11 protein-coding genes are annotated in these 13,558 nt (G+C 70.2%); 4 read left to right on the top strand and 7 right to left on the bottom strand.

Annotated elements, in window-relative coordinates:
• The coding region (locus G4D87_RS21150; protein ID WP_275902294.1) for a PEP/pyruvate-binding domain-containing protein at window positions 1-1,084 on the bottom strand (1,084 nt) is incomplete at its 3' end.
• Between the two features lie 248 nt (window positions 1,085-1,332).
• Between G4D87_RS21150 and G4D87_RS21145 the strand changes: the two genes are divergently transcribed.
• The 4 genes from G4D87_RS21145 (at window position 1,333) to rpsD (ending at window position 4,780) form a co-directional block, all read left to right on the top strand.
• On the top strand, window positions 1,333-2,388 hold the full coding sequence (locus tag G4D87_RS21145; RefSeq protein WP_163783869.1) for an NAD(P)-dependent alcohol dehydrogenase: 1,056 nt from the start codon (window positions 1,333-1,335) through the stop codon (window positions 2,386-2,388).
• A 46-nt stretch (window positions 2,389-2,434) separates the two neighbouring features.
• The gene (locus G4D87_RS21140) at window positions 2,435-2,557 is read left to right on the top strand and encodes a short-chain dehydrogenase (protein ID WP_240358465.1); all 123 of its coding nucleotides are present in this window, start codon (window positions 2,435-2,437) and stop codon (window positions 2,555-2,557) included.
• An 11-nt stretch (window positions 2,558-2,568) separates the two neighbouring features.
• Window positions 2,569-4,008: an MATE family efflux transporter gene (locus G4D87_RS21135; RefSeq protein WP_163783868.1), complete on the top strand. Its 1,440-nt coding sequence runs from the start codon at window positions 2,569-2,571 to the stop codon at window positions 4,006-4,008.
• Between the two features lie 139 nt (window positions 4,009-4,147).
• Entirely contained in the window at window positions 4,148-4,780 is a 633-nt protein-coding gene (gene rpsD / locus G4D87_RS21130; protein ID WP_163783867.1) for a 30S ribosomal protein S4, read from the top strand.
• A 64-nt stretch (window positions 4,781-4,844) separates the two neighbouring features.
• Here rpsD and G4D87_RS21125 read toward each other — a convergent pair whose 3' ends face one another.
• The 6 genes from G4D87_RS21125 to G4D87_RS21100 all read right to left on the bottom strand — a co-directional run bounded on the left by G4D87_RS21125 (window position 4,845) and on the right by G4D87_RS21100 (window position 13,356).
• On the bottom strand, window positions 4,845-5,846 hold the full coding sequence (locus G4D87_RS21125) for an alpha/beta fold hydrolase (protein WP_205507664.1): 1,002 nt from the start codon (window positions 5,844-5,846) through the stop codon (window positions 4,845-4,847).
• 203 nt (window positions 5,847-6,049) lie between these two features.
• Window positions 6,050-6,499: a hypothetical protein gene (locus G4D87_RS21120; RefSeq protein ID WP_240358464.1), complete on the bottom strand. Its 450-nt coding sequence runs from the start codon at window positions 6,497-6,499 to the stop codon at window positions 6,050-6,052.
• Window positions 6,500-6,546: 47 nt separating this feature from the next.
• Window positions 6,547-9,111: a polynucleotide kinase-phosphatase gene (locus G4D87_RS21115; RefSeq protein WP_163783865.1), complete on the bottom strand. Its 2,565-nt coding sequence runs from the start codon at window positions 9,109-9,111 to the stop codon at window positions 6,547-6,549.
• Complete coding sequence (locus G4D87_RS21110; protein ID WP_163783864.1) at window positions 9,108-10,508, bottom strand: 3' terminal RNA ribose 2'-O-methyltransferase Hen1; 1,401 nt, start codon at window positions 10,506-10,508, stop codon at window positions 9,108-9,110. The genes G4D87_RS21115 and G4D87_RS21110 overlap by 4 nt, the downstream gene beginning before the upstream one ends.
• A gap of 86 nt (window positions 10,509-10,594) precedes the next feature.
• On the bottom strand, window positions 10,595-11,146 hold the full coding sequence (locus G4D87_RS21105; RefSeq protein ID WP_163783863.1) for a hypothetical protein: 552 nt from the start codon (window positions 11,144-11,146) through the stop codon (window positions 10,595-10,597).
• A gap of 122 nt (window positions 11,147-11,268) precedes the next feature.
• Entirely contained in the window at window positions 11,269-13,356 is a 2,088-nt protein-coding gene (locus tag G4D87_RS21100) for a prolyl oligopeptidase family serine peptidase (protein WP_163783862.1), read from the bottom strand.
• Between the last annotated feature and the right edge of the window lie 202 nt (window positions 13,357-13,558).

Below are 13,558 nucleotides of genomic sequence, written 5' to 3'. Positions count from 1 at the left end.
CCGCCACCCCGGGCGACGCGCTCAGTCCCCGCACCAGCGCCTTGCCCGCGTGGCCCTCCTCCGGCGGAGGCGCGACGGCGGGCTTGCCCAACGTGGTAATCGGACGCGTCTGCACCAGGTACAACCGGCCGCCCTCCTCCGCCCACTCGATGTCCTGCGGCGCGCCGTAATGCTGCTCCACCCGCAGTCCCAACCGCGCCAGCTCCAGCACCGCCACGTCGCTCAGCACGCGCTCGTGGGCCTGCTCCGGACTCAGCGTCTCGCGCTGCGTGTGGCCTTCGGCATCGCGCACCAGGCGGACACTCTTGTCGCCCACCCGGACCTCGCGCACGCGAGGCTCCTTCTTGGTGACGCAATACGTATCCGGCTCCACCTGCCCGCCCACCACGACTTCTCCCAGCCCCCAGGCCGCCTCGATGACGATGCGGCCGGTGTCTCCCGTAGAGGGGTCCGCGGTGAACATGACGCCCGCGCGGGACGCATCCACCATGGCCTGCACCACCACGGCGATGGCGGGCTCCTCGGTCAGCGCCGCCGCCTTGCGGTAGGCCACCACGCGCTCGCCATAAGCCGAAGCCCAGCAGGCCCGCAGCGCATCCATCAAGGCGTCCTCGCCCAGCACGTGGGTGAAGGATTCGTGCATCCCCGCGAAGGACGTGGCCACCGAGTCCTCCGAGGTCGCCGAGGAGCGCACCGCCACGGCCCGGTCCGCGCCCAGTTGTTGATACGCCTCCAGGATGGAAGCGCGCAGCCGCTCCGGGACGGGCGCGCTCCGCACCTGCGCACGGAGTTGCTGGGTCACCTGGGTCAGTGACGAAGGGTCATCCGGGTCCACCTGTGCCCAGAGCGCGCTCAGCCGGGCACGTACCGGCGCCATGGCCTCCTGGAAGGCGGCGGCGGTGATGACGAAGCCCGGCGGAACGGGCAGCCCTGCCCGCGTCATCTCGCCCAGGTTCGCGCCCTTGCCACCCGCCAGCGCGACGTCCTCGCGGGACAGCTCGCTGAACCAGCGCAGACGAGGCGCGGCGGCCACCTCAGGCGGCTCGGCTTGCGGTGGCTTCTGCGTGTCCGGTGAGACGCTCATGGTACCGCCCCCTGAGGTAGACGCCTGATTGCGCGGGCGCGACTCACCGAGGACGATGCGGCCGATGTCAGGAGATGACATCCACCCGGGCCCGGAGCGCGCGGGCCCGAGCCACTGCCACATCCCCATGCCCCCGAGCATGCGCCCGGTACGAACGCCACCGCCGCCTCCACGCCCGAGCGGATGACACCTTCCAGCACCGTGCCAAGACTTCACGGGTGGGCATCCACGAGCCACGGGGGGAGAGCATGCGAGCCAATGTCTTTCAGGCGGTGAACCGCTTCGGCATCGAAGAGGTGGAGCGCCCCCACGCGGGAGCCGGCGAGGCGGTCATCCGGATGACGCTGACCACGGTCTGCGGCACGGACCTGCACATCGTCCGAGGCGAGTACCCGGTGCGCCCAGGGCTCGTCATCGGTCACGAGCCCGTGGGCGTCATTGAGGAGCTTGGCCCCGGCGTGACGGACTATCGCCCGGGGCAGCGTGTCCTCGTGGGCGCCATCACCCCGTGTGGCCAATGCAGGGCCTGCCTGTCCGGCCACCTCTCGCAGTGCGGCCACGGCGCGGGCTGGGAGGCCCTGGGCGGCTGGCGCATGGGCAACACCCAGGATGGCGCCCAGGCCGAGTACATCCGCATCCCCTCCGCGCAGGCCAACCTCGCGCCGATACCTGACGGGCTCACGGATGAGCAGGTCGTCCTCCTGTCGGACATCGCCTCCACGGGCTTCAGCGGCGCGGAGGCGGGCGGCGTGCGCATCGGCGATGCGGTGGTCGTCTTCGCGCAGGGGCCCATTGGCCTGTGCGCCTCCATTGGCGCGCGGTTGATGGGCGCCTCGCTCGTGGTGGGCGTGGACGGCGATGAGGCGCGCCTGAAGATGGCGCGGAGGATGGGCGTGGACGTGGTGCTCGACTACCGTCAGCAGGACGTGGTGGCCGAGGTGAAGCGGCTCACGGGCGGCGGCGCCGACGTGGCCATCGAGGCGCTGGGCACCCAGCAGACCTTCGAGAGCGCGCTGCGCTGCCTGCGGCCCGCGGGCACGCTGTCCAGCCTGGGCGTGTACTCGGGCAAGCTCCAGTTGCCCTACGACGCGTTCTCCGCCGGCCTGGGGGACCACCGCATCGTCACCACCCTGTGTCCAGGAGGCAAGGAGCGCATGCGCCGCCTCATGGACCTGGTGCACCACCAGCGCGTCGACCTGTCGCCGCTCATCACCCACCGCTTCAAGCTCGCGGACATCCAGGAGGCCTACGCCCTCTTCGGCGAGCGCCGTGACGGCGTCTTCAAGGTGGCCATCCAGCCCTGAGCGCAGGCCCCAGCAGGTCGCCACGCGACGGGCGAATCCTACAGACGTGGTGCGTCTCACGCTGACCGCGATGGAGACCGGCGAGGAGGAAGTGCTCGCCGACGACGTGCGCCGCATGGTCAAACAAGGCTTGTCCTCCGGTGCCTATCTTGGTGCGCTGAGCGCGTGAGGTGACGTCCCATGGGTGACGCAGCCAGCAGCGACGCAGCTCCGGCGCGGGAGGCAGTGCCCGGGTCCACGCCTTCCGCGCTCCCCGGGCGGGCATCATTTCAAGACGCGATGCTGCGGGGCCCGCTGCTGAAGCCCCTGCTCCAGCTCGCCGTGCCCACCACGCTGGTCCTGATTGCCCAGTCGTTGGTGGGCGTGGCGGAGAACTGGTACGCGAGCTTCCTGGGCACGGAGGCGCTGGCGGGCGTCTCCCTCGTCTTCCCCGTCGTGATGTTGATGACGATGATGTCCAACGGAGGCATTGGCAGCGGCGTGGCCTCCGCGGTGGCGCGAGCCCTGGGCGCGAACCGGCGGGACGATGCGAATGCCCTGGTCTGGCATGCCGTGGTGCTGGCGTTGGCCATTGGCCTGGTCTTCAGCGTCCTCGCCTGGGCGACGGGCCCCGCGCTGTACACGGTGCTGGGTGGACGGGCGGGCGCGCTGGACGCCGCGCTCCAGTATTCGAACTACGTGTTCGCGGGCTCGATTCCCTTCTGGCTGGTGAACCTGCTCGCGGCGGCGCTGCGCGGCGCGGGCGAGGTGCGCGTCCCGGCGCTGGTGACGCTGGTGGGCGCCGCTGTCTTCCTCGTGGTGACGCCAGGGGTCATCTTTGGCTTCGGCCCGGTGCCCGCCCTGGGGCTGGCGGGCGCGGGGCTCGCGATGACGCTGTTCTATGTGGGCGCGGCGCTCTGGCTGCTGCGCTACATGGCGTCCGGACGGGCCGCGGTCCAACTCACGAAGGGGCCGGTGGAGCCGCGCCTGCTCCGCGACATCCTGCGCGTGGGCCTGCTGACGGCGTTGAGCACGCTGCAGCCCAACCTGATGGTGATGGTCATCACCGGCGCCGTGGGAATGTTCGGCGTGGAGGCGCTGGCGGGCTACGGCATGGCGTCCCGTCTGGACTACCTCATCATCCCGATTCTCTTTGGCCTGGGCACGGCCGTGCTGACGCTGGTGGGCACCAACGTGGGCGCGGGACAGCACGAGCGCGCCCGGCGCATCGCCTGGCTGGGCGGCGGGCTGGGCTTCGTGGCGGCGGGAGTCATTGGACTGGCGGCGGCGCTGGCGCCAGAAGTCTGGCTCCATGCCTTCAGCCGCGAGCCGGCTGTCGTGGCGCCGGGCCTGGACTACCTGCGCATCGTGGCGCCGTTCTACGGACTGCTGGGCCTGGGCTTCGTGCTCGCGTTCGCCGCGCAGGGGGCGGGCCGCGTGCTGTGGCCCTTCCTGGCGGGCACCTCGCGCCTGGTCATCAGCGCGGGCGCCGGGTGGTTCGTCGCCGCGCGGCTCGACGCGGGGCTCTCCGCGTTGTTCGCCATGGTGGCCGCGGGCCTCGTGGCCTATGCCGGCGTCACCGTCGTGGCGGTGCTCGCGGGCGCCATCTTCCGACGAGAGACGGCGCCGCGCGGCGGTTGAGTGGCCCCGTCCAGCCCGCGCCCGCGTCCCCACCTCGAATTCCGGGCTTGACCCCGGGCCCGAACCGGGAGTATTGAAATTGATACTGATTATCAACTTCATCTCCAACTCGGACACCGGGAGATGGTCGGAGGAACACGTGGCACGCGACTTGGGACCGCGAGGAAAGATGTGTCGTCGGCTGGGGATTCCGCTTTCGCGCGTCACCGCGAAGGACCCGGACAAGGACCCGGTGCTGCGCCGGCCCTATCCTCCTGGCCAGCACGGTGCCACCGCGCGCACCAGCGTGAGCGACTTCGCGCGCCGGCTGCGGGAGAAGCAGAAGCTGAAGCTGTACTACGGCCTGCTGGAGCATCAGTGCCGTGCGGCCTTCAAGGAGGCGCGCCAGGCCCCGGGCAACACCGGCACGGTGCTGCTGCAGCTCCTGGAGAGCCGGCTGGACTCGCTGGTGCTGCGCGCCGGGCTGGCCACCAGCATCCGCCAGGCCCGGCAGTTCGTGCGCCACGGCTACCTCCAGGTGGACGGCAAGCGGGCGGACATCCCCAGCTTCCGCGTCAAGCCTGGCAGCGAAGTCCGCTTCCACACGGCGAACCTGAAGCTCGCCGTGGTGCAGGAGTCCTTCAGCCGGATGAAGTCGCGGCCCGTGCCCGCCTACGTCCAGGTGCTGGGTGAGGGCGAAGGGCTGCGCTACGTGCGCCTGCCCGAGCGGGAGGAAATCCCCGTGGACGTGAACGAGCCCTTCATCGTGGAGTACTACGCGCAGCGGAGCTGAGCCGTTCTCCGTGGCGCTCTGTCCGGGCAGGTGGCTCGGACAGACAACGCCGGCGGGGGGCGCGCTACGGCGCGGCGGTGGCGGCGAAGAAGTCGCGCATCCGCGTCACGACCTCCGCCCGGTTCGTCAGCCAGATGTAGTGCCCCGCGCCCTCCAGTTGCAGGTGCCTCCAGCCGGGATGACGTCGCAGCGCGGCCTCCAGGTCCGTCTCGTGCTGCCGGATGGTGGGCAGGAAGCCGCGGGCCTTCTCCCGGAACTCCAGCGGCAGCGACTCGGCCGCCGCCAGGGCCTCCACCCACGCGGTGAAGCCCTGTCCGTCCGACAGGGACAACACGGGCCCCTGCACGCGCTCGAGGTCCAGGATGGCCGCGCCCCGGACGGACTGCTCCGTGGCGCCGGGATGGCGGCGCTCGCGCAGGTAGGCCCCTGTCGCGGCGTCGAATTCATACGCCTGTTCGACCTCGTGCGCGGGGAGCCCTCCGCCCAAATCTTGCGCCAGCCGCTCCGCCACCGCCTGCCGTGAAGGAAGGCCGTCGAGCACGGAGAAGGGCAGCGGCGGCAACGGCTCGCCCTCCAGGAACGCGGCAATCTCGCCCCGGCTGTCGGTGGCGTCCAGGTAGACGAGTGCCTCCACGCGCTCGGGGTGGTGGAGCGCCAGCCACGTCAGCTCGTCCCCCGCCAGGGAGTGGCCGGCGAACGACGCCTTCGACAGCCCCAGCGCGTCCAGCGCCCCCAGGACGTCCGTGGCCAGCGTGGCGGTGTCATAGCCGGTGTCGGGCCAATCCGAGGCGCCGTAGCCACGGCGGGTGAGCGCGTAGACGTGGTGTGTGTCCCGGAACTCGAGCGCCAGCGCGTCGAAGATGTGGGCCGTGCTGCCCATGCCCGCGAGGAACACGAGCGCCGGCCCCTGGCCGCCATGGTCGAGCACCTCCAGCTCGACGCCCCGGGCGGCCTCCACCCGCGTCACCTGGTGCAGGGACGGCGGGTCATCGGGCCCAGGGTTCAACGAAGAGGAATCACAAGCAGCCAGCAGGAGAAGCGCGGCACCCACGAGGTTCGTTCGCATGTGATTGGGAATTCTGGCGAGCGCCTTCGCCAGACACCAGCGCCCGCGGGGGCTGGCTCTCCCCTTGCCCGCATGGGCCGGGTGCGCCCCGCACAACCGGGATGCCGCCGCCACGGACTTCAGCGCGGTGCGGCTCGCGCCCACTGCCTGAGGCGCCTGTTCGTCACGGCGATGATGCCCTCAGGCACGGCGGCGCACCGGCATTAAGTGGGACGCCGTGCGGTCTCCACCGCCAGGAACACGTCACGCACATCCCTGGGTGCTCGAGTCCGGCGCGCGTAGGCAATGCCTCCCACGAGCGCCACCAGGGCCAATCCGAACCAAGGTAACCGGATGAAGAACGAGAACGACGGGCGCCCTTCCACCACCTCACAGTGAGGGACGAGCGAGTCCGTCGCCACCAGCCAGGATGTGACGAACGCCATGGGGCCCATGAAGGCAGCCGCCATCACGGCCCACGCAACAGCGTCCAGCCCCCACCGGAGACGGCCGACGCCGGGTGCGGGCGCCACCCGCAGGACATCCCCAGGCTGACGTGAGCCCCACATCAACCAGCACCACACGCCCAGCCCGACGGACATCGCCAGCGCGAGCACCCACCACAGGTTGGACTCCCACCAGAGAAATGGGGACGACTCGTCGTAGAAGTTCATCCTCATCCCTCCACTGGGCGCCTGGCGCTCCCGCCCCAAAGCCTACATCAAAGCCGTGGGTCCACCGGCTCGCTCTCCAGCGCGAGGACGCCAAAGACACACTCGTGCACGCGACGCAGCGGCTCGCCGCGCGCGAACCGCTCCAGGCCTTCGACCCCGAGCGCGAACTCACGCAGCGCCAGGGAGCGCTTCGTGGACAGGCCTCGCTGACGCAGCCGCTCCAGGTTCGCGGGCGCGGTGTACTCCGGACCGTAGATGATGCGCAGGTACTCCGGCCCTCGCGACTTGATGGCCGGCTGGAGCAGCCCCTTGCGCCCACGCACCGCGAAGTCGAGCGGCTTGACCACCATGCCCTCCCCTCCTCGCGCCGTGAGCTCCTCCCACCAGCGCACGCCCTCCGCCACCGCGGAGTCATCCTCCAGCGCCACCACGCGGAACGGTGTCGCCACCAGCAACGTCGCGTCCGCCTGGCACACCCGCGCGAGCGCCTCCATGTGCCACACATGGTCCTTGTCCAGGTGCGCCACCCCTTCCGTCGCCAGCAGGTGGAAGGGCGCGAACCGCACGTCCTCCAGCGAATGCACCGGCCAGCAGTAGCGCCGGTACGCCTCCACGTACCGCTCCACGCTGCGCGCCTTCTCGCCGAAGCGCGTGGCCAGCTCCCCGACTTCCAGCCCGCGCCCCACCGCCTGCGCCAGCACCGACACCACGTCCGTGAGCGCCGCGCGTGAGGCCGCGCCCACCGAAGCGTACTGTTCGCGCAGCAGTTCCTGGGCCTTGAAGGACCAGGGCATCAGCTCCCCGTCGAGGCACGCCCAGTCCGTCTGGTGCGCCTCCCAGAACCCCGACGCGGTGAGCGCCGCGCGCACCCGCGCCAGGAACGCCGCTTCGAGCCCCGTGTCCGTGAAGAAGCGGCGCCCCGTGCGCGTGTAGCAGACGCCTGTCGCGCCCGTCGTGACGCCGAAGCGCCGGAGGGCCGCCGCCTCGTCGCGGGCGACCACCACCACCGCGCGCGAGCCCATGTGCTTCTCCTCGCACACGACCTTCGCCACCCCTTCCTTGCGGTAGTAGGCGAACGCCTCCGCCGGGTGTTCGAGATAGCCCTGCGCCTTGCTCGTCTCCGAGGGCGACATCGTCGGCGGCAGGTAGATGAGCCACTTCGGGTCGATGGCGAACCGGCTCATCGCCTCCAGCGCCGCCGTGGCGTTCTCCTCGCGCACCGTCACGTTCTGGCTCAGCCGCGTCGTCACCACGCGCTTGCCTCGCACGTCCTCGATGTCCAGCAGGTCGTCATGGACCTGCTGCGCGCTCAGCCCGCTCCCTGGCGTGACAGCACCGCCCAGCGGCCGGATGGACTCCGCGTAGGCCCGCGCCGCGGGCACCGAGACGAGCTCTCGCTCCGGATAACGCAGCGCCGTCAGCTTGCCGCCATACACGCAGCCCGTGTCCACGCAGAGCGTGTTGTTGAGCCAGTCCGCCTCCAGCACCGGCGTGTGCCCGTACACCACCGCCGCCTTGCCCCGGTACTCCGCGGCCCAGTTGAAGCGCACGGGCAGCCCGAACTCGTCCGTCTCGCCCGTCGTCTCTCCGTACAGGGCGAACTCACGCACCCGGCCGGAGCCACGGCCCTGCATGGACGCCTTGAGGCCCGCGTGCGCCACCACCAGCCGCCCCTCGTCGAGGACATAGTGCGAGACGAGCCCGTCGATGAAGTCCACCACCGCCTTGTGGAACTCGGGCGGCTCACGCTCCAGCTGCTCCAGCGACTGGGCAAGGCCGTGTGACACCTTCACGTCCCGGCCGCGCAGCTTGCGCATCAGCTTCACTTCGTGATTCCCCGGGACGCACAGCGCGCTGCCCGCCGCCACCATGCCCATGACGAGCCGGAGCACACCCGGCGTGTCCGGGCCCCGGTCCACCAGGTCTCCCACGAAGAGGGCCTTGCGGCCCTCGGGCGGACGCACGTCGAACCCTGGCGCACCGTCCGCGCGGGGACGCACCTCGTAGCCCAGCTTGCCCAGCAGCGCCTCCAGCTCCTCCCGGCACCCATGGACGTCGCCGATGATGTCGAAGGGGCCGTGCTCGTGCTTGCGGTTGTTCCACAGCGGCTGCCGCACGAACTCGATGGCCTCCAGCGCCTCCGGCTTCAGCACGTGGACATGGCGGAAGCCCTCGCGCTCCAGCCCCCGCAGCGAGCGGTGCAGCTGCTGGAGCTGGTTGCGGACCACATGCGCACCGAAGGTCCGGTCAGGCCGCTGCCGGTTGCGCTCCTGGCACGTCTTCTCGGGGACGTCGAGCACCACCGCCACGGGCAGCACGTGGAACTCGCGCGCGAGCTCCACCAGGGGCTTGCGCGCCTCCGGCTGCACGCTGGTCGCGTCGATGACGGTGAGCAGACCCCGCGCCAGCCGCTTGGCCGCGACGAAGCGCAGCGTCTCGAACGCGTCCTTCGTGGCCTCCATGCTGTTCTCGTCATCGGAGACGATGCCCCGGTAGGCATCCGATGACAGGACCTCGGTCGGCTTGAAGTGCCGGCGCGCGAAGGTGGACTTGCCCGCGCCGGAAGGACCGATGAGCAGGACCAGGGAGAGTTCAGGAATCGTGAGCTTCATCGCGCGAACACCGCCATCTGGGTCGGCGCACCGACGTCCGGGTCCAGGGGACCCACGGGGAGGAAGCGGACGCTGTAGCCGAAGCGCTCGCAGAGGCCTTGGGCCCAGGACTCGAACTCGGCCCGGGTCCACTCGAAGCGGTGGTCGCGGTGGCGGAAGGTGCCCGCGGGGAGCGATTCGAAGCGCACGTTGTATTCGGCGTTGGGCGTGGTGAGCGCCACCACGTTGGGCCGGGCAGCTTCGAAGAGGACGCGCTCGAAGGCCGCGAGCCGCGGCGGGTCCAGGTGCTCGATGACCTCGATGACGGACGCCGCCTCATACCCGGCCAGCCGCGCGTCCCGGTACATGAGGGAGCCGTGGAGGAGCTGTATCCGGCGCCGCTGAAGCTCCGACATCCGGTCCAGGTCCAGCCGCTCGCGGGCAATCTCCAGCGAACGAAAGGACACGTCCATGCCGAGGATGTCGGTGAACTGCCGCTCCTTGAGCAGGGCCCGGAGCAGCTTGCCCTCGCCGCAGCCCAGGTCCACCACGCGCGCGGCGCCGCTCTCCTTGAGGACGGCGACCACGGCCTGCAGCCGCTGCTCGTTGAGGCTCAGCCGCGATTCGAGCGCGGCCTCCTCCTGGTTGTGCGCCTGCATCCCCTCCTCTGGCTCGGGCGCTTCGTCACCGGAGAGCCGCTCCAGCGCCTCACGCGCGAGGCTCTTGCGGTGACGCAGGTAGCGCCGGGTGATGATGTCCCGCTCCGGGTGCGCCGCCAGCCAGCCCTCCCCGTGCCGCAGGAGCTTCTCCACCTCCTCGTCGCCCACCCAGTAGTGCTTGTCGTCATCCAGCACGGGAATCAGCACGTAGAGGTGCGTGAGCAAGTCACTCAGGCGCGTGCGGGCCTCCAGCGTGACGGTGAAGTAGCGGCTGTGGCCCCAGTCCGGGAGTGTCTCGTCCAGCGCGTGCCGCGTGGCGGTGACGGTGTAGCCCAGGGGTTCGAAGAGCTTCCGCAGGAAGGGCTCGCCGCCGCGGCAGGGGAGCACGGAGAGGCGGGCCACCAGCGGAAGCGGCTGCCCGGCCAGGTCCGGCCGCTCCTTGCTGCTGCCCGACATCGCGTTGCGGAACGTGCGTGCGAGCGCGACGCTCAGGAACGACGAGGCCACATAGGGCCGGTCATTCACATACTGGTCCAGCACACCGCCTTCGCCTGAAGGGCCGCGACGCTCCCGGACGAGCCCGACGGGGTCGACCTCCAGCAGCAACGCCACCGTGGTGCGCGCCTCCGTGGCCTCGGGGTAAAAGACGTGCGCGTGTCCGAAGGACAGCTCGAACGACTGCGGGCGGTGCGGATTCTTGTGGAGCAGGTACCCGAGGTCGGTCGCGGGATGATGCGTCGTCGAGAGCGTCAGCAGCATGGCCTTCCCAGCTTCGGTTCCACGGCGTCAGGGACGTTTCCCATGACGCGGGACTGTAGCGCGGCGAAGACCCGCGGGCCTCGGCACTACATCGGGCCGGCGCAGCTCGCCGTGTGGGCCGCGCGCGGGCACCAGTAGTTGGTGATGTTCAGGCCGCCCTTCGTCCCCGTGCGCGTGTTGCACGTGCGCGAGCCCCAGTTGGACTCGTTCAGGGTGATGCGGTACGGGTTGACCGTCTTGTTGACCTTCGCGACGAACGCCGTGTGCCCCGCGGGGTTCGAGCCCAGAATCATCGCCACGCAGCCCACGTGCGCGTGGTTGCTGTTGATGATGGCGCGCTTGTCTGCCCACGTGAACAGCCCATAGGGAAGATTGGGCGCCCGGCATCGGGCATACGCCACACACTCGTCATTGCAGAACCCCGCGCAGGCCGCGGCGGAGGCCATGGCGGAGACCTCGCCCTCATCGTGCTCGTGTCCTCCGTAGAGGACCTCCTCATCAACGACGTGCTCCGACGCCGACTCCGACTCGGACGGCAGCGGCTCCGGCTCCACCTCCGCGCCAACACCACAGCCAACGGCCGTGAGGGACAGGGTGAGGATGGACAACGAGACGAGCCGCATCTTGAGCTGGGACATGGAGGTGCTCCTGAAAGGGGAAAGCGCTGCGCGGAGCACCCTATCAGCAAAAATCAGGAATAATCTTAAAATCTCAATCAATATGTTTTCCTTGCCCTGGCGTCCCACCCGCCGTCGGCCGCTCAGTCCATCAACTGCCGCGACAGGTAGACGTGGTGCAGGGCCCACCGGCGCGCGTTGAGCAACGGGTCCGCGTCGTTGGAGTGCCCGCCGTCGGTGTTCTCGTAATACAGGTACGGCAGGCCCATGGCCTCCAGGCGCGCCGCGAACTTCCGCGCGTGGCCCGGGTGGACGCGGTCATCCTTCGTGTTGGTGGTGATGTACGGCGCGGGGTAGCGCACGCCCTCGCGGAGGTTCTGGTAGGCGGAGTACTTCGAGATGAACGCCGCGTCCCCGGGCACCTCCGGGTCGCCGTACTCCCCCACCCACGACGCGCCCGCCGGCAGCTTGTGGTAGCGCATCATGTCGATGAGCGGGCTCTCGATGACGGCCGCGTTGAACAGGTCCGGGCGCTGCGTCATCGCCACGCTGGTGAGGACGCCGCCGTTGGAGCGGCCGTAGATTCCCAGGCGGCGCGGGGAGCTGACCTTCCTGCGCACCAGGTCCTCCATCACCGCCGCGAAGTCGTCGAACGCGCGCTGGCGGTGCTCCCGCAGGGCCGCCTGGTGCCAGCGCGGACCGAACTCGCCGCCGCCCCGGATGTTGGCGACGACGTAGGCGCCGCCGCGCTCCATCCACAACTTGCCCTCCTCCGGCAGGTAGACGGGCGGCTTGGACAGCTGGAAGCCGCCATAGCCATACACCAGCGTCGGCAGCGTGCCGTCGAGCTTCCGCGCCTTCGGCCGCACCAGGAAGTACGGAATCCGGGTGCCGTCCTTCGACTTCGTCCAGTACTGGTCCACCCGGAGCTTCGAGGCATCGAAGCGCGCGGGCAGCGACTTCACCTTCTTCACCGTCCCCGCCTTCGCGTCCGCCAGCCACAGCGCCGTCGGCTCGAGGAAGCCCTGGGACTTCACGAAGAAGCGGTCATGTGAAGACGACGTCGCGGTGATGGCGACCGAGGCGTTCTTCGGCAAGGCCAGCCGCTTGCGGCTCCAGCGGCCCTTCACCGGCGTGTAGACATCCAGCGCGCCCTTCACGTCCTCGTAGAGGTTCACCAGCACCCGCCCCCGCGTCGCCGCCACCGCTTCGATGGCCTGACGCGCGCCCGGCTGGAAGAGCAGCGTGGGCTTCGCCTTCGCCGGGTCCGCCTTCAGCGCGGCCAACGGGTACGCCAGCAGCGCGCCCTGCTTGAAGCGGCCCCAGTCCTCTTCAATCGTGAAGACGACCTGCCCGTCCACGAAGGCCTGGAGGGAGGACTTCCGGGGGAACGGGAGCCGCACCGGCGCCGCGTCGCCCAACAGGTAGTACTCCGACTCGAAGAAGGTCACCGCGCGGTTGACCAGCACCGCCCGCAGCGCGCCGTCCGCGTCCCGCAACAGGAAGGGAGACGCGGAGACGTCGGTGCGCTCGCCCCGGAAGGCCTCCTGCGCCTCCGTCAGCGGCGTGCCGCGCTTCCAGCGCTTGAGCACGAAGGGATAGCCCGACTCCGTGAGCGTGTCCCCGCCCCAGTCGCGCCCCACCAGCAGCGTGTCCGTGTCCAACCAGGACGCGGACAGCTTGCCCTCGGGGACGCGGAAGCCCCCTTCCACGAAGTGCTTCGCGGTCGCGTCGAACTCGCGCAGCTCGACGGCGTCCTTGCCGCCGTTGGACAGCGAGACGAGGCAGCGCTGGTCCGCGGGCGGCAGGCAGTTGCTGCCCTTCCAAATCCAGTTCGCCTTCTCGGCCTTCGCCAGCGCGTCCACGTCCAGCACCGTCTCCCACGGTGTCTGGGCGCGCGTGTAGCCATCCAGCGAGGTGTGCCGCCAGAGTCCTCGGGGGTTGCCGCGGTCCTGCCAGAAGTTGTCCACACCACCAGCCCGGAAGCCGGGCGAAGGAATGCGGTCGGTGGAGGTGAGCAGCTCGAGCGCCTGGGCGTGGAAGGTCTCGAAGCGCGGGTCCTTCTCCAGCACCGCGAGCGTCCGCGCGTTCTGGGCGCGCACCCACTCGAGGGCCTTCTCCCCCTGGACCTCCTCGAGCCACAGGAAGGGGTCTTGAGGTGGGGCCTCGGCCGTCGCCACGGCGGAGGTCAACAGCCCGGTCAGCAACGACGCCACATACGCCCTTCTCATGTCCTCATCTCCCGATGCCCGAGGTGGCCCCCCAACAGACCGAGCCGCCTCCCATTCCCCCGACGATAACGCCTGCGCCGCGCCGGCCGTGCTGGCGGGGCCGTGAGTGCATCGCGTCGGGACTGGCGGTGATGGCCTGCAAGGGAGTATGGGTCCGCGCGTGGAGTCCGACGCCCATGAGCTTCCAGCCCCCCGTCACCCC

It is taken from the genome of Myxococcus vastator, from assembly GCF_010894475.1.
In the GTDB taxonomy this organism is placed as follows: Bacteria; Myxococcota; Myxococcia; order Myxococcales; family Myxococcaceae; genus Myxococcus; species Myxococcus vastator.
The sequence above is the reverse complement of the archived record's forward strand: the minus strand, read 5'-3'. Positions and strand labels throughout refer to the sequence as shown.

Bases quoted from the DNA above. Each gene is read 5' to 3' on its own strand.
- G4D87_RS21145 (WP_163783869.1), top strand. From the start codon at position 1,333: ATGCGAGCCAATGTCTTTCAGGCGGTGAACCGCTTCGGCATCGAAGAG.
- G4D87_RS21135 (WP_163783868.1), top strand. From the start codon at position 2,569: ATGGGTGACGCAGCCAGCAGCGACGCAGCTCCGGCGCGGGAGGCAGTG.
- G4D87_RS21125 (WP_205507664.1), bottom strand. From the start codon at position 5,846: ATGCGAACGAACCTCGTGGGTGCCGCGCTTCTCCTGCTGGCTGCTTGT.
- G4D87_RS21120 (WP_240358464.1), bottom strand. From the start codon at position 6,499: ATGAACTTCTACGACGAGTCGTCCCCATTTCTCTGGTGGGAGTCCAAC.
- G4D87_RS21115 (WP_163783865.1), bottom strand. From the start codon at position 9,111: ATGAAGCTCACGATTCCTGAACTCTCCCTGGTCCTGCTCATCGGTCCT.
- G4D87_RS21110 (WP_163783864.1), bottom strand. From the start codon at position 10,508: ATGCTGCTGACGCTCTCGACGACGCATCATCCCGCGACCGACCTCGGG.
- G4D87_RS21105 (WP_163783863.1), bottom strand. From the start codon at position 11,146: ATGTCCCAGCTCAAGATGCGGCTCGTCTCGTTGTCCATCCTCACCCTG.
- G4D87_RS21100 (WP_163783862.1), bottom strand. From the start codon at position 13,356: ATGAGAAGGGCGTATGTGGCGTCGTTGCTGACCGGGCTGTTGACCTCC.